Genomic DNA, 22,858 nt, shown 5'->3' on the forward strand with positions numbered 1-22,858 from the left:
GAGGCCTGCTGTGCTGACATGTCTACGTGGAGGCCACGTCATCGATCCCGTTAATGGAATCGATCACGTAGGCGATATTTGGTTCGAAGACGGCAAGATCATCGAGCAGCCGCAGGGCCGGAAGGCCGACGAACTGCTCGATGTTTCAGGCCACGTCGTCATGGCTGGCGCCATTGACATCCATTCGCATATCGCCGGCGGCGGCGTGAACACCGCGCGGCTTCTGCTGCCGGAGTCGCACCGCGCACATACGCCGCGTCCCAAGGCGACCCCTCTGTCCAATGCGGGCTGGACAACCTTCGAGACAGGCCGCCTTTATGCTCAGATGGGCTATACAACGGTTATCGAGCCCGCGATTTTGCCGCACCACGCTTTGCACGCACATCTAGAACTTGCCGATATCCCGGTCATCGACAAGGGCTTCCTGACCGTGCTGGGAAATGACGACTTTCTTCTCGGAGCCATACGAAATCGAGAAAGCGAAAGCACACTCGCCGATTACATAGGCGCGACACTCGCGTCGACCCGCGCCATCGGGATTAAATGCGCTAACCCGGGCGGCGTTTGCGCCTGCAAACAAAATCTCCGCTCGTTCTCGCTGGACGACGAGGTCCCCGAATACGGCGTTTCTGCGCGTGACATTTTCACGCGGCTGCAACGCGCCATTGGCGTGACAGGAATACCGCATCCCTTACATTTACATATGAGCAATCTCGGCCTGGCTGGAAATATTGCTACAGCGCTCGGCACTATCGAAGCTGCGCAAGGCGTCCCTTTGCATCTCGCACACGCTCAATTCTACGCTTATGGCAAAGAGGGAAAGAACGGCTTCTCATCCGCTGCGGCGCAGTTTGCCGCAAAAATCAACCAGAACAAGAACGTCACCGTCGATGTCGGTCAGGTGATGTTCGCCGACACTGTGACGATTTCAACCGACGTGATGAAGCAGTTGAATAGTTTGCCGAACGGCCGACCCAAGAAGGGTGTGATTTTCGACGGCGACAGCAACGGCCTCGGCGTTGTTCCCTATTCCTATCGTATCTCCGATTTTTACAACGCCGTGCAGTGGGCGGCGGGATTGGAGCTGTTTTTGCTCGTGACCGATCCCATGCAGGTATTTTTCACCACCGATCATCCCAACGGCGCCCCTTTCACGGCCTACCCCGAGGTTTTCGCCCTGCTGATGAGCGCAGATCGGCGCGCGCAGTGGATGTCGCGACTACCGGCAGAAGTCTTAGAAATGACGTCCCTGCCTTCAATCAAACGCGAATACACCTTGCAAGAAATCGCGATGATGACGCGCGCCGCCCCGAGAAAGCTTTATGGGTTTAAGGATCGAGGAGAACTCGGAGCCGGCTCTGTCGCGGATATTGCTGTGTATAGGCCTCAGAAGGATAACGCAGCAATGTTCCGGAATGCTGCTTATCTTTTCAAAGACGGCCAGCTTGTCGTTCGAGAAGGCGAGGTGTTGCATTATCGTCGGGGCAAGACCCTGTTCGTTCGGCCAGATTATGATCCCGACATGAACAAACGTCTAGACGCATATTATGACGACCTCTACGGTCTTCCCCGCTCGATGTTCTGTGTCGCTGACGACGCGCTTCCAGACCGCAAATTTTTCAGGGAAGTTTAGTGCAACCGACCAGCTGAACAAATCGGATTCAGGTGGCTCGACAAGCTGGAGGGGGCAGGATTCTGCTGCTCAATAGCATCAGCGTCTGCCCTTGTCATTTTTTGGTTCCCCGTCTTTGGGGCCCGGGCTGCGTCAGGATTCGAATCTCTGCGCGCGCAATTTGCTATCTTCATTTTTATCTCTCTCCTTGAGTGGGAGCCGCCCATATTCTCCGCCACACGCGGGCAGGGGTGAGAATGATAATCCGCCGAACATTGTGCCGGCGTGGACTGCTTTGCGACGTGACCCTCGACAAATATGTGAGAGGCAAAAGGAGGCAGACATGCAGGCGGCTACTGTGCAACTGAGTAACCGCAAAGCCGTGCGGAAGCACCACTCGCCTCAAGCCAACCGCAAGGACTTTGGACTTGAAAGCGATTGAGAAGCATTTGCTAACTCAAACACTGGTTTGACGTGGGGCGCGAGGCTCTGTCGCGAATTTTTATCGGGGACGGTTGGGGCTATAATCGCCGGGCGTGGGGCAGGCGGAATAGTGCGATGATCGATTTCAAGGGCAGCCATTTTGAACGCGACGTGATCCTATGGGGCGTCCGCTGGTATGTGGCGTATCCGATGAGCTATCGTCAACTCGAGGAAATGATGGAAGAGCGAGGCGTCGACGTCGACCATTCCACGCTCAACCGCTGGGTCGTCAAATATGCGCCTTTGCTGGAGAAACAGTTCCGTGCTCGCAAGCTCGCGATCGGATCCAGCTGGCGTCTCGATGAGACCTACGTAAAAGTCAAAGGCTGCTGGAAATATCTGTATCGGGCGGTCGACAAGGCAGGCGCGACGGTGGATTTCTTGCTGACCGCAAAGCGGGATTGCAAAGCCGCGCTGCGCTTCTTGCGTAAGGCGATCGGGCAGCATGGCGCGCCGGAGAAGATCACGATCGACAAGAGCGGCGCCAACACGGCGGCGATCGAGCGCTACAATGCGGAGCATGAAGCGGATATCGAAATCCGGCGGAGGAAATATCTGACGGATGTGTTTGACAAGACCCTTTCTGCTCCTCTTGAAAAACTTTTCTGCGCCACTTTTTCTCGGACCAGCATCATTCGAATAGGTCTGCGACAAAGTTCAAGGCGGCCGCGCGGAATTCATGGTTCCCTTTCACGAAGGGCGTAAAACACAGCCGTTCGCGTCCATTTGGATAGACGACGATTGGAATTATGCTATTCTACCACCGCTCGGGTGACCACGTGGCGAAGAGCAGGATCGAGGTCGCAATCCTGTCGCGCAGCTTATGATCGTCGCACCTCATTTGTGGCGCCCGAGCGCCCCTTCGGCGAATGTGTTTTCCATGTTGCGACGAAGCAGCGGTATGCTTCCTCGGCGTTGCCTATCATCTCGCGCTCGCTGTCGCGCACCGACTTTCTACTGTAGTCGGCTGCGGGGCCCCTTTGTTTGCCGCCGCGACGAGACGGATAGCCCGCTGCAAGCTCAAGCTTCCGAAGTTTCCACTGCAAGAGCGCCGGCCGATTCCAGGTGAAGTCTTCATTCTTGCTCAGCATATGCCAGACAATGACGGCCAGTTTGCGTGCGGTCGCCACTGCAGCGACCTGTTTGCCTCGCTTGTCTTTGATGCGGATGAAGAACGCGCGTAAGGGACCGGGTACGCCTGAGGCGATCCATGCTGCTTCGACCAGCATGGATCGCGCGTGAGCTCGCCCCTGTTTGGTGATGCTGCCATGATAGGCCGGCCTGTCGCCGGACTGCCGCACTCGTGGAGTGAGCCCGAAATAGCTCACAAGTTTTTGTGGCGACGAAAACCGCTGGATGTCGCCGATGGCCGCCAAAACGCTCATGGCTATGATGGCGTTTACGCCAGCAATCGTCATCAGGCGCTTGACCAACGGTTCGTCGAGCGCCTTCTGAGCGAGGCTCTTGTCTACTTCCGCAAGCTCTGCGCCGAGACGATCGAGTTCTCCCGCATGGCGAAGGATGACGCGGCGTTGGTCCTCGGAGAGCGGCTGCGCCTCTAGCCAAGCTCTCCCGCGCTTTGAGAATAAAACACCCTTGTAACAGGGAATGAGATTGGCGTGTAAAACCGAGTGGATCCGGTTCTTGAGCCGGGTCATTTGCGAAACGAGCTGGGTTCGTTCAGCGGTCACACGTCGACGCGTCTCGGTCTCGTCATCCGGCATCCACACTTCGGGGAGAAATCCGCTCGCGTGGAGTTTCGCTAGAGTCGCTGCGTCGATCTTATCGGTTTTCACCTTCGCCCAGGCGATCGCACGAACCAGGATCGGATTGGAGATGACGACCCGGCTCACAAAAGGCGATAGCAACCGAACAATCGCGTTCGTGTTGCCGGTCGCCTCAATGACAATTTCGTCATCGGGTTTAAGCTTCTTGGCGAATTGCAGCAGACGATTGCGGTCGAGATCGATTTTCCCGGCGTCTCGCAGCTTGCCACTTTCGAGGATAGCCACTTGAGCAAACGATCGATGCACATCGAGACCAATGATTCTCATTGTTCGCTCCTTGCATGTTCAACAACCATGGGAGCCAGCGGGCTTACACGACAACTACGGATCCGCGCTCACAGCGCAACCGGGCAAGTCGAAGGGGGCGGCCAGATAACAACTCGAGCTCTCAGCTCATCAGATATTTCGGCCTGCCCGCCATACGCGCTCCCGACACCCCATTCCCGGTGGCCCAATGCTACTCGATCAAAGGGCCATACGAAATGCGGATTGGCGTGTCGCGCCTATACATGCCAGATAACAACATCGTCGAACAGGACCACCGAGCGATCAAGCGGGTGGTGCGGCCGGCGCTGGGGTTCAAATCCTTTCGCTTGGCCGCGGCGACGCTCATCGGCGTCGAGCTCATGCACATGATCCGAAAAGGGCAGTTGCAAACGACGGTTAAATTGCGCCCAGCGAAGCAGTTCTACGCTCTCGCGGCGTAAGTCTCGAGACGCCTGTCGGGAGCCATTTTGGCGTGACATTACGCGTTTAGGAAAATCAAGTACTTAGTCATAGCCATCATGCTTAGGAATATCCATTTAATTGGGTCTGCCTCACTTTTCGTGCTTTTTACCAGTTGGTGACTTTGTGGCCGGTATTGAGCCGCATGCAAGCAAAATCAGCGTGGACGCTCGGGCCAGGCGTCAGAATTATGGCCGTGGAACGCGATGGCGATCGCTGGGTAATTTCGGCTGCCGCGCGGGAGATCGGCTTATGTCCCGGATGCGGGGCGCGATCACGACGGCGGCACAGTCGATATCTGAGGATTCCGACGAAGGCGCCCGTCTGTAACGGGATAATGCCGCCCGGGGATTCCGGGATAATGGCGCCCCCCTGTAACGGAATGATCCCGCCCGGGCGCCGCGTTCGTTGACCTACGAGGTTTGTCTCACCTGTTCTGGTTTTGGGTCAAGCCGATTTGGCCTGTTTGCCGCGCGCGCGGCGTAGGCTTTCGCCTGCGAGTTCGATGCGATGCGCGTTGTGAACGAGGCGATCCAGAACGGCGTCGGCGTAAGTTGGGTCGCCAATGACGTCGTGCCAGGCTGTCACGGGAAGCTGGGAGGTGACGATCGTCGATCGGCGCCCATAGCGTTCTTCGAGGATTTCCAGGAGATCGTGGCGGGCGCCGGCGTCGAGCGGTTCGAGGCCGAAGTCGTCGAGGATTAAGAGATCGGCGCGACCAAGGGATTTGAGCAAGCGCGGATGGCGCCCATCGCCGCGCGCGAGGGCCAGTTCCTCACAGAGCTTCGGCCAGCGATGATAAACGACGGAGCGATTGTCGCGGCAGGCCTTCTGGCCAATGGCGCAGGCGAGCCAACTTTTCCCGGTCCCGCTCGGGCCGACCAGGGCCAAATTATCGTGGGCGTCGATCCACTGACCGTCGGCGAGCTTTTGGAACAGAGCTCGGTCGAGCCCGCGCGCGGTGCGATAGTCGACGTCTTCGACGCTGGCCTGTTGACGGAGCCTGGCGGCGCGCAGCCGCGCCGTCAGCCGTTTGTCGCGCCGAAGCGAGGCTTCCCGATCGAGCAGCAGGGCGAGCCAGTCGTTGCGGTCGAGCCCATTCGCCTCAGGCGCCTCGGCGAGTTCGGCGAAGGCTTTGGCCATTCCGTAAAGGCCAAGGGCGTGGAGCTGGTCGAGCGTCGGATGTTTGAGCAAGTCGGCGTCTCCTAATGGTAATAGCGCGGGCCACGGATGTTTTGATGGAGGATCGGAGCCGCGTCCGCGGCGCGCTTTGGCGCTGGCTTCCGATCGAGCTTGTTGTCGAGGATGGATTTGATCGAGCCGTAAGTCTTGGCGCCGATCTCGATGGCGCGTTCGGCTGCGGCCTCGACGCGCTCGATCCCATACGAGCCGGCAAGACGGACGACGCCCAGACAGGCGCGATAGCCCTGCTCCGGATGGGGCCTCGCCTCCAAGATCTGCTCGCAGAGCGCGGCTGTCGCCGGGCCGATCTTTCGGGCGTCCTCGCGAATGCGTTCGATCGTCCAGCCCGCATAGCGTCGATGGCTGGAGGGCATGTGCTCGGGAATGGTCGTGTGCTTGCGGTTGCCGCTCATCCGCAAATGGACGGCGATGCGCTCGCCTTTGCAGAAAATCTCGACGCCGCGGACGGTCAGCCGCGCTTCCACCTCCGCCCGGGCGAAGCGATAGGGCACGGAGTAATAGTGCGCGTCGATCTCGACGTGATAATCGACGCCGACGCGGCGCAGACGCCATTCGCTATATTCATAGGGCTCGATTGGCAGAGGCTTCAGCGCCGGGCGGTCGATCTCTCCGAACAATTGGCGGCGGGTGACGCCGAGCCGGCGGATGGGCCGCTCCTCGTTGAGATTTTTGAGCATCTCAGCGATCGCCGCGTTGACCTCCGCCAGGCTGTAAAAGGTCCGACGGCGCAGTCTGCCGAGTAGCCAGCGTTCGACGATCAGCACCGCGGACTCGACCTTCGCCTTGTCGCGCGGCTTTCTGGGTCGCGCCGGCAAAAGCGCCGTCTCGTAATGCGCCGCCATGTCGGCGTAGGTGCGATTGACCTGCGGGTCGTAGAAGCAGGCTTTGACGATGGCGGTCTTGGCGTTGTCCGGCACGATGAGCTGCGGGACGCCGCCGATCGCCTCGAGCGCGCCGACGTGGGCGTCGATCCAGTCCGGAAGCGTTTGCGTCCAGCTCGCCTTGGCGAAGGTGAAGCTCGACGCCCCCAGCACCGCGACGAAAATCTGCGCCATGCGGATCTCGCCGGTAAGCCTGTCGACAACGACCGGGACGCCGTCGCCAGCGTAATCGACGAACAGCCGCTCGCCAGCGACGTGCGTCTGCCGCATGGTCACCGACAGGGTCTTTTCGAAGGCGCGATACAGCTCGCAGAACCGCGAGTAGCTGTAGCCGCCCGGATTTGCGGCGATGTATTCGTCCCACAAAATCATCAAGGTGACGTGCTTGCGCTTCAACTCGCGATGCACGCCAGCCCAGTCCGGCTCCTCAATGCGCCGATGACCGCGCTTGCTGCGCCGGTTGGCGTAGAGCGCCGCCTCGAGCGCATCGTCGGTCATTCCCTCGGGCAACGGCCAGGAGAGCCCGGCGCTCTCCGCGCGCTTGAGCGCCTCCCGCACCGTCGAGCGCGGCATGCCAAGACGCCGGGAAATCTCGTGCGCCGAAATCGACGAGGACTTCAGTCGAATAATCTCACGCGCCTGGCGCATCGTAATCCGCTCCGCTGGCATGATCACCCCTTTGGATTGCCAAAGAAGCGACCTGATCAGGCCAACAGCGGAGCCCGCCACTGCACGAAATTACCCGGGCGGGATCATTCCGTTACAGGGGGGCGGGATCATCTCGGAATCGGGGAGCGCCATCATTCCGTAATCGGGGGCGCCTTCATCTCGTTTTAGGGGGCGCCATCAATCGGAATCACCACGATATCCACGCAGTTTACAGGACCTGCCGGTGCAAGGCGCGATCGTCGCATTGAGAGTCTTGATGACGCGTTGGCGTTGTCTGGAAGGGTCGTGCGCGCGAAAGACATTTTCTGATCAGCTTCCCGGGCTCGCCGTCCGACATGCGCGTCGGACATTACGCGTTGGCCGCCTTCTTCAACTATTTGCCCATGGCGCCGGAGGTAAGCCGAGCGAGCGGCTGATAAACCGTCTCGGCATGCCGGCGAGCGACGACACCCTTCTGCGGCAGTTGAAGCGCGGCGCGACCCGCAAGACCAACGATGTTCGTGTGTTGGGCATCGACGATTGGAGCTGGCGGAAGGGAGAGAGCTACGGAACCGTGATGGTAGATCTGGAGCGACGTGAGGTTGTCGACGTCCTGCCCGGACGCTCGGCGGAAGAAACGGCGGACTGGCTGCGCCGGCATCCGAATGTAGAGGTCGTCAGCCGGGATCGCTGCGGACTTTATGCGCAGGGAACACGCCAAGGCGCGCCAGAAGCGCGCCAGGTCGCTGATCGGTTTCATCTACTGCAGAATTTGCGCGAGCGGATTGAGCACCAATTGAGCCGCTCTGACAAGGGCTTGGCGTGTCCCTCCTTGCCCAGAGCTGAGGGCGAAGACGCTGGCTTGATTTCCTGCACCACGCCGGGGCGTCAAGTGATCGCGGAGGACCGCCATCTCAGGCGGCGTGCGCATGAACGTTCGCGACAGGCGATGTTTGAAAAGGCGCAGATTCTGAAGGCTGAGGGAAGGAACATTCGTGGTATCGCCCTGGAGATAGGCGTAAATTGGCGCACCGTCAGGAAGTGGGTGCACGCGAGCAAAATGCCTGAACGCCGCGAGCGCGCGCCAACGCCAACATCGCCGCGATATTTTCGGGATTATCTCGCGGACCGTTGGGCGAAAGGAGTCAGGGGCGGCAGGCAACTCTTCGAGGAAATTCAGCAGCGAGGCTATCAGGGCAGCCGCTCCAATATGGAGCGCCTGTTAGGAAAATGGAGAGGCGCGAAGCACGCGGCGCTCGCGCCAATCGCGAATCCCGCGCCGACAGTTTCACCTGTGATTACGACAGCGCTTCCACTCCGCGCGATTGATCCCGCGACGGGTTGGGCGATTTCGCCGATCGTTGGCGCGGCGCTTTGCATAAAGCCGCGCGGAATGCTGACGGCGCGACAAGCTGTTAAGGTCGCCGCCCTGAAGAACGCCTCACCAGATTTTGTCGCCATGCGCGCGCTGGCGATGCGATTTCGGGGCGTTCTTCGTAGCAAAGATGTAAAGCGACTCGACAATTGGCTCGACGACGCTCAGCGATCAGGAATTTACGCAATGCAACGCTTTGCGCGTACATTACGGAGCGACATCCAAGCGGTCCGCAATGCGGTGGCGGAGCCTTGGAGCAATGGTCAAACCGAGGGACAAATCAATAGATTGAAAACGCTCAAGCGCGCCATGTATGGTCGCGCAAGCGCCGAACTGCTGCGAGCGCGTATGATACCGCTGTAGCGTTTGGCGAGCACGAAAAGTGAGGCAGACCCATGAAACGTGAGAATATTAAAGCCCTATATTCTCGCGTATCGTGGCTTTTCCGATTCCAGAATCGTATATTCTCAAGCCAAGATGGCTCCCGACACCGCAACGGCAGTCTTACGGGGCAGCTCGTTCTGTTCGGCGATAAATTTTACCGAAACGGACTTGCTCAACGTTTCTCTGAATGGACGAATGGCGCCCGGCGCTGCCGGAACGCGAGCGGCCTTCTTGGGGGCAGCCTTCTTTGCCGAAGCCGCTTTCTCCGCCGGAGCTGCGATGCACTCTATCGGAAACTCGCCAGGCTAGTGCGTTCATGATGCGCTGCCCCGGCCGTCACGCCCGGGGCGGTTTGAGCTCCGGATGATCAATGAAGAAATCGAGACATTCTGGATTGGAGAGCGCCGTCCGATTTTTAACCGGGCGCCCGTGGATGAGATCGCGTACCGCGAGCTCCACGAGTTTTCCCGATCGCGTGCGCGGCAGCTCGGGCGCTTCGATGATGATGGAAGGGACGTGGCGCGGCGACGCCTTGTCGAAAAGCGCCTTGCGAATCTGACCGGCGAGCGCTGAGTCGAGATGACGGCCGGGGCTGGTTTTCACGAACAGAACGATCCGCGTGCCGCCCTCCCATTGCTGATCGACGGCGAGCGCCTCCTGCACGGAGTCCAGCGCTTCGACGATATTGTAAATGTCCGCCGTGCCGATGCGCACGCCCTGCGGATTGAGCGTGGCGTCGGAACGGCCGTGGATGTGAAAGCCCCCGTGAAGGGTTTCCGTTGCGAAATCGCCATGCAGCCAGATGTTCGGATAACGTGCGAAATAGGCGTTGAGATATTTGCCCCCATCCGGATCGTTGAGGAAGCGCAGCGGCATCGACGGGAAGGAGCGCGTGCAGACGAGTTCGCCCTCCTCGCCGATCACGCGCTGGCCGTCCTCGTTCCATATTTCGACGGCCATGCCGAGACCCGCCGACTGAATCTCGCCACGATAGACGGGGCTCCATGGATTCCCGCCGACGAAACAAGAAATGATGTCGGTGCCGCCGCTGATCGAGGCGAGTTGAACGTCGGCCTTCACGTCGCGATAAACGTAATCGAAACTGTCCGGCGGCAGCGGCGAGCCGGTTGACGCGATAACGCGCATCGCGCCCAGATCGTGGCTCTCGCGCGGCTTCAAGCCGTTCCTTTCGATCGCCTTGAGATAGCCCGCCGACGCGCCGAAAAACGTCGCGCGTTCCTGCTGCGCGTAATCAAGCAGGATCGCGCCCCTCTCGCCGGCATTGAAGAAACCATCGTACAGCAGCAGCGTCACCTTGCTGGCGAGCGCGCTCGCCAGCCAGTTCCACATCATCCAGCCGGTCGTTGTCGCATAGAAAAAGCGGTCGCCGACCCGGACGTCGCATTGAAGCTGATGCTCCTTGAGATGCTGGAGCAGGGTTCCGCCAGCGCCATGCAGGATGCACTTCGGCGCGCCGGTCGTCCCCGAGGAGAACATGACATAGAGCGGATGATTGAACGGCAGCGGCTCGAACGTAAGTTCGGCGCCCGCCTGTGTGGCGAGCGCGTCGGGCCATGACAGCGCCTCGTCAAGCCCATCGAGGTCGGGCGCCTCGGAGAGGTAGGGGATCACGAGCGTCGTCTTGACGCTCGACAACCTCGCTTTAATCTCGCGAATCGCAGCCGAACGGTCGATTTCTTTGCCCTTGTAGATGTAGCCGTCGGTGGCGATCAGCAGCAGGGGATCGATCTGCTCGAAACGATCGACGACGCTCTCGACCCCGAATTCCGGCGCGCAGGACGACCAGACGGCGCCCAGGCTCGCGGCGGCGAGCATGCCGATGATCGCTTCCGGCCCGTTGTGAACATAGGCGCCGATATGGTCGCCCCTCGCGACGCCGCAAGTGCGAAAAAAGGCGGCGAGCGCCGCGACCGACTTTATCAGTTCGCCAAAGCGCAGCGACTTTCGCATCCGGTCCTCGCCCCAGAAGATCAGCGAGACCTCGTCCTCAGGGCGCGGTCGCAGCAGGTTTTCCGCGAAATTGATCCGCGCCTGCGGGAACCATTGCGCACCTGGCATTTTGTCCCCGTCGACGAGGATCGTGTTTCCCTTCTCACCAACCACGCCGCAGAAGTCCCAGACCTGGCTCCAGAACGCCTCGCTGTTTTCAATGCTCCAGCGGTGCAGAGCCTCGTAGTCGAATTTCGCGGTAAAACGCGACGTCGCCGGCGCGGCGCGGCAAAAGCGTGTCAGATTGGAGTTCTGCTGGCGGTTCTTATCCGGCTGCCAAAGCTGCATGCGAGGCTCTCTCGATCGGCGATGCAAAGAGAATCTTATTGCAGTTGCGCCCGGCCAGTAGCCTTAAAATTTGGATGGGCGGATCAAAAATCAGGCTCGCGCCTATAGTCCGCCTGTCGCTGGATCACGCCTCGGCTTCCGTTTCGTCGAGCGCTGTATCGTCCGCCTCCACGCCCCCCTCCTCCATGAGCCCGAGCGCCTCGTCGAGCGCGCCTTCGACCTCGACGTCAATGTCTCGCCCCAAGACGCCCGCGGCGTCGAGCGCGTCGAGCGCGTCGAGATCCGGGAGATCCCGCAGGCTGCCGAGCGCGAAGGCTTCTAGGAAACGCGGCGTCGTCACCCAGGCGATCGGCGCGCCGGGCTCCGGGGCGCGCGGACCGGGCGAGATGACGCCACAGCTCTTCAACCGGCCGAGGACGTCGCGGCTGATGTCGCGGCCGGCGAGGCGCGAGAGTTCGGCGCGGGTGACCGGCTGCTGATAGGCGATGGCCGAGAGCGCCAGCATTTCGAGCCTGGTGAAAGCGGGCGGGCCGGCGTCTTTCGTCTCGTTGAGCGACCGCAGCGCCTCGGCGTGGCGCGGGCGCGTGCGGAACTGAAAGCCTCCGGCGACGAAGACAATCTCGTAAGGGCGCGCCTTGAGCTCGGTGGCGATGTCGGCGAGAAGCTCGTCGAGCCGGCAGGCGTCGCCGACGAGGTGGGCGAGCGTCTCGCGGGGGACGGGTTGAGGCGAGGCGAAGATCGCCGCCTCGACGCGCCCCATCCACTCCCGCCAGCGCATCCCCTCGGGCAGGTCGGAAAGGGCGCGATCGAAGCGGGATACGCGGCGGCTCATAGCCCGTAGATCCTGAAGGTCTCGCGCCCGGTGAGCTCACGCACCGCGCCGAGCGCGACGAGGCGATCGAAGAGACGCCGCGCGGCGCGATCCGACATGCCGACGCGGGCCGCGGCGGCGGCGGGCGTGACGCCGTCGTCGGCAAGCACCATGTCGACGACCCGACCCGCGCCGCGCGCCCGCAAGGATGGTGCGACCGTCGTGAGCTTTTCGGTGCGCCGCGCCAGATCGGCGGCGAGGGCATGCGCCTCCGCCACGGCGAGGCCATAGGCGACAGCGACCGCGTCGAGCCAATCCTCGTCCGACGGCCGCGGTCGTTTGCCATTTAGTCCACGGCGCAGCGATGGATGCAGAATCGCGACGGCGAGTAAGGGAACCGGCCGCGACCAGTCGAGACGGTTCGCGAGGGCGAGATCGGCGATCCACAGCGCGAAGATTTCAGCGTCGAGCGCTGACCCTGCGGCGCAAAGTTTCATGGCGACCGCGCTGGCGCGGGCCGCCACGGCGAGCGGATCCGGCGCATCGGCCACGCAACTTTGCAAGGCTTTGGCGCCCGAGCCGACATCGAGCGACGCGGACAGGCCGAGAAGCGACAGGGCGGCCGCGAGCGTCGCCGCCTCAAAGCGCGCGGGGCGCCCCGCAAGGAGCCGGAACAGCCGGTGGATGCGCCCCGCCGGGCTGGTCTCACTGCCCCCGGCGAGATGTTCGGCGTCGCGCAAGGCCCCCGCGTCCTCGCGCAGCCGGCAGAGCGTCGCGCAAGATTCGGCGGCGCGGAGCGCGAGGCGCTGGCGCAGGCAGCCGGCATAGACCGGCTCGGCGGGGTCTTGTGCGGCGCTCGAAACATCGGCGCCGCACGCGCCGCCGCGCAGGATTTGGTCAAAGAAGGCGAGCCCCGCGCCGGCGACAAAGGCCGCCGCGTCCCGCTCCGTTTTCTGAGGGCGCGCCCAGCGCGGAAGCGGTTGAATTTGCCGATGCTTCACGGCCGCTGGGGCGGCGGCGCGGCGCGCCCGCTTGGGGCCGGATGGCGTGGCTGAGATCACGTCGGGCGTCGGGTCCGAATCGACAAGCGTCATGGGTAAAATCCTAAACGACGGCGGCGCTTTGTCACGGATTTTTCGCGCATGTCCGCCGCGCTTGTCTTGTCGTATTTACGTCCGATAACCTTACCTTATCGGACGCGATTCGGGAGGCGCTGCAACGCCAGATTTTTGTTCGCGCTTCATGAGTGGACAGCCCGAAAAAATCGAATTCAGGCGTCAGATTTTCGCGCTTCAACAGCGGACCGGCTTCGTGTGTCGGAATGCCGGAATTTGTGGGATTCGGCGCGCGACGCGGCGGGAGCGCGCAAAATTTCGGGATTCCGATTCACAATTCATGGGACGAGAAGCCCCGAAATTTGTGGGATTCGAGCATAATTTGTGGGACTGGGCCGCAGCCGTTCCCTGGTTTTCAGGTGCAAAGGCGAATTTGGCGGGCGGCTCCTGATTCAGCGATCCCCTGGCGCCCTGACTGCAATCTGGTTCCACAAATTACGACTCAAATTCGCCGCCAGTCCCAGAAATTACGAATCAATCCCGAAATTGTGCAACAGGAAAGTCGTCTGTTTTCAATGAGCCCCAGTCCCAGAAATTGTGACCGTCCGACACAGGCGTCGGATTTTCGCGCCGCCTTCCGGCTTAATTGGCGGACTGCCCCGCGCCGGGGCGCGCCCGAGAACCCCCGGCGATCGATCGTCACGCCGCCGGACGCAGCCCCATCCGCGCCCGGGGCTGTGCAGGCGGCCGGGATCGCGTCCAGGCTTTCAGCTGATCGAGCGCGAACCTCGGGGGGCCAAAGACCTCGCGCGCGCCGGCGCGATCCAGCAGCTGCGCCACGCCGATCCAGGTCGCCATGCGCCAGTCGAGGCTTGCGGTCGAAAGCGGCGCGGCGCGATCCCGGGCCATGCCGCGCGTGGATCGTGGATGGCCGACCATCCCAAAAAGGAGCGGTCGCCGCGCCATGCCGGGACGCGGCAGCGACCACAAGAGACGCGCCGTCGCCATGGCGTCGTCATCCGGCGGCGTCGCGCCAAGCGCGGCGAGGACCGCCTTTTCCCTGGGCGACGGCTCCCCGCCCTCTAGGGATGCGTGGTGGACGACCGCCCCGCAGCGCCGGCAGGCGAGGCGCGCCGCGCCGTCCAGCAGCACGAAACCAAAGCCGCGCGCGCCACACCACGCGCAGTCCTCGACGAGAAAGAGCTCGTGTCGAGCGCACAGCAGCGCTTCCACCCGAAGCCAAGGGCGTCGCAGATAGTGGTCGCGGCCCGCCTTCGCATCCTCGTCGAGACAGGCTGGACACGCTGGAAATCCGACGAAGGCGCCCCCTGCCTCATGGGCCCACACATAGCGATCCTGCTCGCGTCGGCGCTTCAGCGCCAAGCTTTCGATCCGCGCCGGGTCCAGCCGGCAAGCCTGCGCCCACGCGGCGGCGACCCCGAGGTCGGGCGCGTAGTCGGCGGCGGCGAAGCCCCTCGGCGCGGCGAGCGCTGCAGGAAGGCCGAGCGAAAGGCCGAGGGCCTCCCGGTCCACGCCATAGCGGCAAGCGACCCGCCCCTGCCACGACGACAACAGTTCATCGTCATGGGGGCGCGGCGCAATCGGCAAGCGACGGCTCACCGGGCCGCCGCGCGTGCGAGCCGCGCATCCATGTTCCGACTCATCGCCGCCAACGGCGGCGCGAGGTCGGGGGCGAGGAAACTTTGCGCCGTGATCCGCTCCTCCCCCGACCGGATCGCCGCAATCGCCGCGCTTTCGACGAGCCGAAAGATGCGGACCGTCACGCCGTCGGTCAGTTCGAGGACGCGCCGCCTCATCTCGGCCGTTTGCAGCGCCGACGGCCGGCGCAGCGGAAGCACGCCCGCCAAGCTGATCAAAAGCTCCGCCAAGCGGCGATCGTTCTTCCAGCGGTCGAGATGGAAGGCCTCGAAGCGCTCGGCGAGCTGCGGGTCAGTCAAAAGCGCCTGGCAGGCGAGATCCGTCCCGGCGCAGACCAGCGGCGCCCTCAGATCGTTTGCCAGGAACCGAAGGGCGTTGAGAAAAATCCTCTGCTGCCGAAACGTGCCTGCGAGCAAGGCGTGCACCTCGTCGATGACGAGCATCCGAACGCCGAGGCTTTTCATGAGCGCGCGACAGGTTTCCTTGAGCCGGTGCGTTCGCGCTTCGATCGGCGCCGGCGCCTGCAGCGCGGTCAACAGCTCGCTGTAAAAGTCGCTCTCGAGCGGTTCCGCCGGCATCTGCATCGCCGCGATCGGCGCGGAAGTCACCCCGGTCCTGCCGTCGAAGCGCGGCGGGTGGTCCCTGAGAAACTTGCGCAGGATCTTGGTCTTGCCCATGCCAGTGTCGCCGTAAATCAGCAGGCAGGGCATGCGGTCGCGCGGCGGATAGGTCAAAAGATCCTCGAGCCGTGACAGCGCCTCTTCGGCTCGCGCCGTCGCAATCCATCGATCGGACCGGATCCACGCGATGCGCGCGGCGTCGCACTCGGCCGCGTGCGCCCGGTAGGCCGGCAAGATATGGCCGTAATCCGCGGCCCCGGCATCGCTCGTGATCTTGGTCACGACCATTCCTCCACCTTCAAGGGACGCAAATCGGCGTAGTCTTCACCGTCCTTGAGCGCCGCCATCGCCGTCGCCGATCCCAGCGCCTCCGTCGACGCCGCCAGGGCGCGCTCGCGCCGCTCGGTTTGACGGCGCGCCGAGCGGGTGGCCGTGGCGGCCGCCGCCTCCAGAGCGCGCTGCTGCTCGACGGTTTCGAAAATCAGACGCTCGTCGACGAGCGATCGCCCACGCGCCCTCAGCACGGCTTGCGCTTGTCGGTGCTCCGCCAGCGTGATGCGCGGGCGGCTAAGATCAGCGATACGCACCGGCCAGTGGCCGCCGTCGGGATCCTCGACGAAAACTTTCGAGAGATCGCGCGGATCATATTTGATCCTGAGCCGGCGCCGCAGCCGCCCTGCCCAGGGACTCAGAACGTCGTCCCAATAACGCAGGTCGAACAAGCGCACGCCGTCACGCCGAATCTTGCGCTCCTTGAACGGCAAGAAATCGAGAAGAAACTCCGCCGGATCTTTGGGATGCGACGGCGGCGCCGGCCGGGCGGCCAAAGCCTCGCGCCACGCCGCGACCGGCGGCTGCTTCAATGCAGCGTGCGACTCGCTGTGATACCGGACCACTTCCAGCGCCAGCCATCGCTCCAGCTCGTCGAGAGTCATCACGGCCTGCTTGGCGGAGTCGTAGTCGCCGAGATCGGCCACATTCGAAAATGTCGTGCCCGGCAGCAGATGCGCCGCACCCATCATCGTACCGATCAGCCGCTCGATATGGCCGCCGTAGTGCGGCCGCGCCACCGGACGATAAATCAATCGAACGCCATGCTCCTCGCAACCGCGCGCGAGCGCGCGCGCCTTGAACTCCTTGGCGTTGTCGAGATGCAGCGCATCGGGAAGCCCGGCGACCGGCCATTCCGCGGCGATGCCCAGCCGCGCCAGCCAGGGCTCCTTCGGCAAAACGAGATGCTGGATGGCCAACGCCACAGATGTCGACGACGGCGCTTCGAGCGAGACGTAAAACCCCGCCACCATGCGGCTGGCGACATCGATCGCCAGGGTCAGCCACGGCCGCCCGATCGGTTCGCGATGCACGGAATCGACCACGAACACATCAACCTTGGTGTGATCGATTTGCACGACTTCGAGCGCATGGCTCGCATGGTATTCGCCAACGACCGGCGCAAAGCGCGCGCGAGCAGCCTGCGATCCCTCCCGGTCTTGCACGAGCAAGCGCTCGTCCGTACGCGCGACCCGAGCTTTGATCGCGTCCCACGACGGCGGGCGCATGCCGCGCTGCTGGCATAACTGACGCAAACGCCGGCGCAGCGCGTTGACGCTCGGCTTCTGCCGCGTGCGATAGAATTCCTTGATTGCGCCGTCGATGAGCTGGTCTTGTTCCAGCGTAAGCCGGCTGGATCCTTTCTTCGGACCGCGCCGCCCGGCCACGAGCGAGCTGACGACGGGCGAGGCGCGGAACCGTTCGATCAGCTCATAAAGCCGCGTTTTTCTGACGCCGAGCTCCCGACAGGCGTCGCGGATTGCTTGCGGATGGACAGTGTCCTGCGCGATCAGCGGACGGATCACCGCGGCGCGCACCGAGGCCTCGCGCCAGCGTTCGTCATCGACGTCGAGCTTGTCGATCCTTGTCACGAGGCGCTCCCCCGCGTCGTCCGGCGATCAAGCCTGAAAAATCCGCGAAAAAGACCGAAACCAATCTATCATGATTCGCCTGATTCGCCGCATTTTCATGTGCTTGCGTTCGCCGCAAGCGGCAGAGGCCCTTGGGAGCGACATCGATGAGAAACGCTGCGGCCGTCCGCCAATCAAACCGAAATTTTCCGCAGATCAGGCCGGAGTCCCCTCATTATGCCGGAACCAGATTCCAGCAATATCAATGGCGTCCAGTCCGCTAAAAAAGCCGGAGCGACATGGGCGCTCGGAGCGATTTTGGCTCTCTGCAACCCCGCCTAGGCGTCGGATTTTAACGCCCCAAACCACGCCTAACGCCCCAAAAGGGCGCCAAAACGAGGACGCGATGGCCAAGAACGACGACATTCCGGATGCCGACTGTCGGAATGCCGGAATTTGTGGGATTCGACGCTCAACGCGGCGGGAGCGCGCATAATTTAGGGATTCCGATTCACAATTTATGGGACGAAAAGACCCGAAATTTGTGGGATTCGAGCATAATTTGTGGAACTGGGCCGCAATGGGCCCCAACCCGATGCGTTTTGGCGACCGACTTGGAGTCCGTGAGACATCGCAAATGGGCCTCGATGCGCCGGCGCGTCGTCCAGGGCCACGCCCCCAAAACTCGGCGTAGGCTTGTTTCCCCCTCGGCGTCGGCCGCCGCCAGCGCCGCCGCGGCGTGCTCGACGGGGTTTTCGGTCAGGCGCGCCACGCCGACCGCCAAAGCGTAGTTCTGCAGCAGCGAGCCGCCTGCGAGGGCGGCCAGCCCAGGGCGAACCGGCTTGGCGAGCACGGGCGCGAAGCGGTCGTATTCCGGCGCCACGACAAGCAGGGCCTGTCGGGCGATCGGCCGGGTCAAAAAGGCATGGTTGGCGCGGCGCGCCTCCAGCGAGAGCAGCGGCTGCTCCGCCAGGGACGGCGGCGACGGGCGACGATAGGAGGCGGTCAGGAATCGCAGCAGATCCGAAACCGTCGGCGCGCCCGTCTCGCCGATGGCGTCGCGATCCTCGGCCCAGGCCGCCAACCGGGCGGCGCCGCGCCTGGCGGGCGGATCGAGGCGTTCGAGAACGCTTTCGGGAAGAAAGCTCTGCATCGGCCGCTTGTCGCGCCCCCACAGCCGGACGCCGTGCACGGAACACCAAAACGTCCAGGGCAGCGCCGCGGCCTTGCGGCCGATCGCGGGGCTCTTGGCGCAGCTCGGGCAGAAATATCTGGCGCTCGGCGCGATCAGGCAACGGGCGTGCGGCGCCAGGGCGGCGAATGTCATGCCGTCGATCGTTTGCGCGCTCAGCCCGGCGCGCGCCGCGATCAAGGCCCCCTGCCCCGCCGACAGGCCCTGCTCCAGCGTCAGCGCCGAGACTTCCGTGAGCCCGAAATGGGCGAGGAGCGCATTCGCCGACATGCCGTAAATCCCCGCAACCCGGGACAACCATGACGACAGGCGCTCCTCGGCCGCCGGTCGCGGCGCGACAGGGAGAAGCGAGGCGAGCGCCTCTGTGGTCAAACTGCCTCTCCCAAGAGCGACGAGGCCGTCTTAGCGTCCTCGAAATCGGATCCCATGATCCGCTCCTCGCCGCTCACGATGGCGGCGACGGCCAGCCGCGTCATCAACGAGAAGATCGCGGCCGTGACGCCACCCGTCGTCTCGAGGATGCTCTTGAGCGCCCGCTCGCCGATCTCGCTTTCCCGGCGCAACGGCAGAGTGCGCTGCAAACTTCCGATCAATGCCGCGAAATCCTGGTCGTTCCGCCAGGGAGGGAGCGCGATGGCCTCGAAGCGGCGCACGAGTTGTTCGTCCGTCCTGAGTGAATTGCGGGCTTGCTGGGTGCCGACGCAGACGAGCGGAATGCGCAGCTCGTTGCCCAGAAACCGCAACATGTTCAGGAACCGCGCCTGCTCGCGCACCGTGCCCGCCTGCAGGCTATGGACCTCGTCGATGACCAGCATGCCTGGTTGCGCCTGCTCCAGCACGCGTAGCGCCACATTCTCCAGCGCGCCCAGCGTCGGCCGGGACGGCTCCGGCGCGCCGATTGCCGCCAGGAGCCGCTTGTAAAAGCGCGCTTCATCCGGCCCCGAGACCATCTGGACGAGCACGACCGGCATGCGCTTGAGCCCGTTGACGGGGTCGAAATAAGCGGGGTGATCGCGCGCGAACTTTTCGACGATCATCGTCTTGCCCATGCCGGATTCGCCGACAATCAGCAGATTGGGCATGCGGGCCCGCCGCGGAAACGAGATGAGGTCCTCGAGCATCGTCAGCGCCTGCTGCGCCCGCGGGTAGTTGATCCACCGGTCCGCGCGAATCCGGCGGAGGCGCTCGTCCGAACTCAAGGCCGCGATCGGACGGCTCGAAGCGAACAAATGCTCAAAATCCTCAGTCATCCCACTCCTCCACCTCGAAATAGGGCAGGACCAGCGGCGGGTCCGCCGCCCGCGGCTCGGCGGCCTGCGGCGCCTCGATTGTCTTCGGCGCCGACGATCTGGGCCGCCGCGCCGCATCGCGCCGCATCGCCTTGGTGGTGCGCACCGCCTCGTCCACCAGGGCGCGCTGAGCGAGGATCGTCGAGAAGATCAGTTCCTCGTCGACCGCCCGGCGACCCGCCTCGCGCAGCGCCCGCAATGCCGCCCGTTGCTCCCACAGCGCGATGGAAGGCCGCGTTCGATCGGCCGGGCGCGCTTCGAGATACCCCTCCCCCACCCGCACGAAGACCACCGAGAGGTCGCGTGGATCGTATTTCACCGTAAGTTTTTCCGCGCCTCTCCCCATGTGCCAGCGCAGCTCGTCCGACCAGTAGCGGATGTGATGGAGATGCAGGCCGTCGCGCTGCAAAACGCGCTGCTCGGCGGGAAGGAAATCGATCAGGAACCGCCTGACGTCGCTGGGCATGCGCACCGCGACCTCACCGATGCGAGCCCGCCAGACCGCCGCCGGCGGCGCCCCGAGCGCCTTGTGGATCCGCGCTTGATAAGCCCCAACAATTTCAAGGGCGAAATAGGTCTCGAGCTCGCGCAAGGTCATCACCGCCTGCCGCTCCGGATCGAGATCGCCGCGTTCGCGGATGTTGGAAAAATGCGACCCGGGAATGAGATGGACCGCCCCCATCATCGTCCCGATCAGCCGCTCGATGTGGCCGCCGAAACGAGGCGTTCCCGGCGGCCGATAAACGAGGTCCACGCCGTGTTCGGCGCAGGCGCGCTCAAAAGCCAGCGCATGGAATTCGGCGCCATTGTCGACATGGATGATGCGGGGGATTCCCCGCGCCGGCCACTCCGCCTCGATCCCGCGCGCCGCCAGCCAACTCGTCTTGTCCATCACCGCATGGGTCAGACACAGCGCGACCGCCGCCAGCGAGGGCGGATCGAGCGACAGATGGAAGCCCATCGCCATCCGCGTGGCGACGTCGATCGCCAGCGTCAGCGTCGGCCGGCCAATGGGAAGCCGCGTGATGGGGTCCACGACGGTCACATCCACCTTGGTGTGATCCATCTGCACGATCGCCAGTGGCGCGGTCGCCTCCAGCGTTCCCGGCGTCGCCAGAAAAACCGGCTCCGACTTGCCCTTGCCTTCCCGCTGTCGGAGCAGTTCGGCCTCGTCCTGGCGATCGAGCCAGCGACGCAGACGGCGAATGGACGGAACCGGGAATCCCTGGCGTCGACAATCGGCGGCGACCTCGGCCCAGAACCGCGTCAACGTGGGACGCCGCCGCGTCGCGTAAAACTCCCGGAAATGCGTCTCGACAACCGCGAGAACATCAGGCGCCAGCGGACGCATCCCCGAGTGGGGGCCACGACGGCGCGGCGCCAACGCGCTGGTTCGAGCGCTCTCCCGAAACCGCTTCAACCACCGAAATAACGTCGTCCGGCCGACCCCGAGCGTCGCCATGGCGTCGCGGATTTGCTCGCCCGAAGGCCGCTCCGGCAGCTTGGAGAGAACCTCCGCCCGCCGTTGCGCCGCCGCCCATTCGTTCGGGTCGATGTCGCCAATATCCATGGACCGCCTTGCTGTCTCGCAGCAATCTGGTTCCACAAATTACGAATCAAACTCGACGCCAGTCCCGAAAATTGTGAATCAATCCCGAAATTATGCAACAGCAAAGTCCAAAGATTCCAATGACCGGGAGTCCCAGAAATTCCGACAATCCGACAGGCCAAGAACGACGACATTCCGGATGCCGACCACCACGGCGGCGCGCCGCTCGCCGAGCGGGCCGCCGCGCCGCATCTCGCCGCGCTTTCGGAAAAAGCCCGCGATTACGCCCGCGCCGCCCGCTCGGAAAATACCCAGCGCGCCTATGACGCCGATTGGCGGCACTTCGCCTCCTGGCTGCGCCGCCAGGGGCTCGATCCCCTGCCCCCGGACCCGCAAACCGTCGGGCTCTATCTCGCCGCCTGCATGGAAGCGTCGCCCGGCCGCGCGCCGTTGAGCGTCACGTCGCTCGAGCGCCGGCTCTCGGGCGTCTGTTGGCGCTATCGCCAGCTCGGCGCGCCGCTCGACGCCTCGGATCGGCATATCGCGACGGTGCTCGCCGGCATTCGCCGCGCCCATGGCCGCCCGCCGGTCCAGAAAGAAGCGATCTTCGCCGAGGAGCTGCTCGCCATGCTGGCGACGCTCCCCAACGACCTGCGCGGCCTGCGCGACAAAGCCATTCTCGCCATTGGCTTCGCCGGCGGCCTGCGCCGCTCGGAAATCGTCGGACTCGATTGCGGCGCCGGCCAGAGCGAAGACGGGACCGGCTGGATCGAGGTTTTCCGCCCTGCGACCGGCGCCAAGGAAACGCGCGCGGCGGGCGCTCCAGAAGCCTCCGGCGACGGCGGCCTGCTGCTCACCCTCAACGGCAAGACCGGCTGGCGCGAGGTCGAAATCGGCCGCGGCTCCTCCCCCGTCACCTGCCCGGTCGCCATGCTGGAGACCTGGCTGCGGCTCGGACGGATCAGTCACGGGCCGGTGTTTCGTCCCGTCGCCCGCAAGAACGGCGGCGTCGCGCCGGAGCGGCTGACCGACAAACATGTCGCGCGGCTCGTGCAAAAGACGGCGCTTGCCGCAGGCCTGCGCGGCGATCTCCCCGAGGGCGAGCGCCGCCTGGCCTTCTCAGGCCATTCCTTGCGCGCCGGCCTCGCCTCCTCCGCGAAAATCGAGGAGGCGCATGTGCAAAAACACCTCGGCCACGCCTCCCCCGAAATGACCCGGCGCTACCAGCGCAAGCGCGATCGCTTCAAGATCAATCTCACCAAGGCCGCCGGGCTGTGAGCGACGCGGGCCAATTCAGCACGCCGAAACGTTTCCTGATGGCAGCCGCCAAAGTTTAGTCGGCGCGACGAGCGTGCAGGAGGCGGCTACGTCTTTGTCGCTGTAGG

15 protein-coding genes and 3 pseudogenes are annotated in these 22,858 nt (G+C 63.5%); 6 read left to right on the forward strand and 12 right to left on the reverse strand.

Annotated features, from left to right (window positions below):
• The first annotated feature begins 10 nt into the window (after positions 1–10).
• Both OGR47_RS21100 and OGR47_RS21105 read left to right on the forward strand, forming a co-directional pair.
• A complete protein-coding gene (locus OGR47_RS21100) occupies positions 11–1,633 on the forward strand; it encodes a formylmethanofuran dehydrogenase subunit A (protein WP_206527519.1) in 1,623 nt (540 codons plus the stop codon).
• 537 nt (positions 1,634–2,170) lie between these two features.
• Positions 2,171–2,671: pseudogene (locus OGR47_RS21105) on the forward strand (IS6 family transposase); the annotation flags it as partial.
• A gap of 245 nt (positions 2,672–2,916) precedes the next feature.
• Here OGR47_RS21105 and OGR47_RS21110 read toward each other — a convergent pair.
• Positions 2,917–4,149, reverse strand: a complete 1,233-nt coding sequence (locus OGR47_RS21110; RefSeq protein WP_165056162.1) for an IS110 family transposase — start codon at positions 4,147–4,149, stop codon at positions 2,917–2,919.
• A gap of 251 nt (positions 4,150–4,400) precedes the next feature.
• On the opposite strand from OGR47_RS21110, the pseudogene OGR47_RS21115 reads away from it, so the two are divergent.
• Positions 4,401–4,589, forward strand: a pseudogene (locus tag OGR47_RS21115) (DDE-type integrase/transposase/recombinase); the annotation flags it as partial.
• A 466-nt stretch (positions 4,590–5,055) separates the two neighbouring features.
• On the opposite strand, the gene istB reads toward OGR47_RS21115, so the two are convergent.
• Positions 5,056–5,802 (reverse strand): IS21-like element helper ATPase IstB, encoded by a 747-nt coding sequence (istB, locus tag OGR47_RS21120; RefSeq protein WP_216697976.1) that lies wholly within the window; start codon positions 5,800–5,802, stop codon positions 5,056–5,058.
• 11 nt (positions 5,803–5,813) lie between these two features.
• Positions 5,814–7,361, reverse strand: coding sequence for an IS21 family transposase (istA, locus tag OGR47_RS21125; RefSeq protein ID WP_216697977.1), 1,548 nt, complete (start codon positions 7,359–7,361; stop codon positions 5,814–5,816).
• Between the two features lie 202 nt (positions 7,362–7,563).
• Here istA and OGR47_RS21130 point away from each other — a divergent pair.
• Positions 7,564–8,148 (forward strand): annotated as a pseudogene (locus tag OGR47_RS21130) (ISL3 family transposase); the annotation flags it as partial.
• A 402-nt stretch (positions 8,149–8,550) separates the two neighbouring features.
• On the forward strand, positions 8,551–9,078 hold the full coding sequence (locus tag OGR47_RS21135; RefSeq protein ID WP_256445935.1) for a transposase: 528 nt from the start codon (positions 8,551–8,553) through the stop codon (positions 9,076–9,078).
• 357 nt (positions 9,079–9,435) lie between these two features.
• On the opposite strand, the gene OGR47_RS21140 is transcribed toward OGR47_RS21135, so the two are convergent.
• The 9 genes from OGR47_RS21140 to OGR47_RS21180 all read right to left on the reverse strand — a co-directional run bounded on the left by OGR47_RS21140 (position 9,436) and on the right by OGR47_RS21180 (position 21,494).
• Positions 9,436–11,397 carry an acetoacetate--CoA ligase gene (locus OGR47_RS21140; protein ID WP_165050623.1) on the reverse strand — a complete coding sequence of 654 codons (1,962 nt, stop codon included), beginning with the start codon at positions 11,395–11,397 and terminating at the stop codon, positions 9,436–9,438.
• A gap of 124 nt (positions 11,398–11,521) precedes the next feature.
• The gene (scpB, locus tag OGR47_RS21145; RefSeq protein ID WP_165050621.1) at positions 11,522–12,229 is read right to left on the reverse strand and encodes an SMC-Scp complex subunit ScpB; all 708 of its coding nucleotides are present in this window, start codon (positions 12,227–12,229) and stop codon (positions 11,522–11,524) included.
• The gene (locus OGR47_RS21150; RefSeq protein ID WP_165050619.1) at positions 12,226–13,302 is read right to left on the reverse strand and encodes a DUF1403 family protein; all 1,077 of its coding nucleotides are present in this window, start codon (positions 13,300–13,302) and stop codon (positions 12,226–12,228) included. Before OGR47_RS21150 ends, scpB begins: the two co-directional genes overlap by 4 nt.
• A gap of 660 nt (positions 13,303–13,962) precedes the next feature.
• Positions 13,963–14,883 carry a TniQ family protein gene (locus OGR47_RS21155; RefSeq protein WP_256367622.1) on the reverse strand — a complete coding sequence of 307 codons (921 nt, stop codon included), beginning with the start codon at positions 14,881–14,883 and terminating at the stop codon, positions 13,963–13,965.
• Positions 14,880–15,824, reverse strand: coding sequence for a TniB family NTP-binding protein (locus OGR47_RS21160; RefSeq protein ID WP_246729613.1), 945 nt, complete (start codon positions 15,822–15,824; stop codon positions 14,880–14,882). Before OGR47_RS21160 ends, OGR47_RS21155 begins: the two co-directional genes overlap by 4 nt.
• Positions 15,821–17,464, reverse strand: a complete 1,644-nt coding sequence (locus tag OGR47_RS21165) for a Mu transposase C-terminal domain-containing protein (protein WP_165050410.1) — start codon at positions 17,462–17,464, stop codon at positions 15,821–15,823. Before OGR47_RS21165 ends, OGR47_RS21160 begins: the two co-directional genes overlap by 4 nt.
• Before the next feature lie 490 nt (positions 17,465–17,954).
• On the reverse strand, positions 17,955–19,007 hold the full coding sequence (locus OGR47_RS21170; protein WP_216697979.1) for a TniQ family protein: 1,053 nt from the start codon (positions 19,005–19,007) through the stop codon (positions 17,955–17,957).
• On the reverse strand, positions 19,004–19,885 hold the full coding sequence (locus OGR47_RS21175; RefSeq protein WP_216697980.1) for a TniB family NTP-binding protein: 882 nt from the start codon (positions 19,883–19,885) through the stop codon (positions 19,004–19,006). Before OGR47_RS21175 ends, OGR47_RS21170 begins: the two co-directional genes overlap by 4 nt.
• Entirely contained in the window at positions 19,878–21,494 is a 1,617-nt protein-coding gene (locus OGR47_RS21180) for a Mu transposase C-terminal domain-containing protein (protein ID WP_216697981.1), read from the reverse strand. Before OGR47_RS21180 ends, OGR47_RS21175 begins: the two co-directional genes overlap by 8 nt.
• 138 nt (positions 21,495–21,632) lie before the next feature.
• On the opposite strand from OGR47_RS21180, the gene OGR47_RS21185 reads away from it, so the two are divergent.
• On the forward strand, positions 21,633–22,751 hold the full coding sequence (locus tag OGR47_RS21185; protein ID WP_165056215.1) for a tyrosine-type recombinase/integrase: 1,119 nt from the start codon (positions 21,633–21,635) through the stop codon (positions 22,749–22,751).
• Positions 22,752–22,858: the final 107 nt, after the last annotated feature.

Origin of the sequence: Methylocystis sp. MJC1, assembly GCF_026427715.1 — a bacterium.
In the GTDB taxonomy this organism is placed as follows: Bacteria; Pseudomonadota; Alphaproteobacteria; order Rhizobiales; family Beijerinckiaceae; genus Methylocystis.

Excerpts from the sequence above, each read along its gene's own strand:
- scpB (WP_165050621.1), bottom strand. The coding sequence starts at position 12,229 with ATGAGCCGCCGCGTATCCCGCTTCGATCGCGCCCTTTCCGACCTGCCC.
- OGR47_RS21150 (WP_165050619.1), bottom strand. The coding sequence starts at position 13,302 with ATGACGCTTGTCGATTCGGACCCGACGCCCGACGTGATCTCAGCCACG.
- OGR47_RS21140 (WP_165050623.1), bottom strand. The coding sequence starts at position 11,397 with ATGCAGCTTTGGCAGCCGGATAAGAACCGCCAGCAGAACTCCAATCTG.
- OGR47_RS21175 (WP_216697980.1), bottom strand. The coding sequence starts at position 19,885 with ATGACTGAGGATTTTGAGCATTTGTTCGCTTCGAGCCGTCCGATCGCG.
- OGR47_RS21180 (WP_216697981.1), bottom strand. The coding sequence starts at position 21,494 with ATGGATATTGGCGACATCGACCCGAACGAATGGGCGGCGGCGCAACGG.
- OGR47_RS21135 (WP_256445935.1), top strand. The coding sequence starts at position 8,551 with ATGGAGCGCCTGTTAGGAAAATGGAGAGGCGCGAAGCACGCGGCGCTC.
- istA (WP_216697977.1), bottom strand. The coding sequence starts at position 7,361 with ATGCCAGCGGAGCGGATTACGATGCGCCAGGCGCGTGAGATTATTCGA.
- OGR47_RS21110 (WP_165056162.1), bottom strand. The coding sequence starts at position 4,149 with ATGAGAATCATTGGTCTCGATGTGCATCGATCGTTTGCTCAAGTGGCT.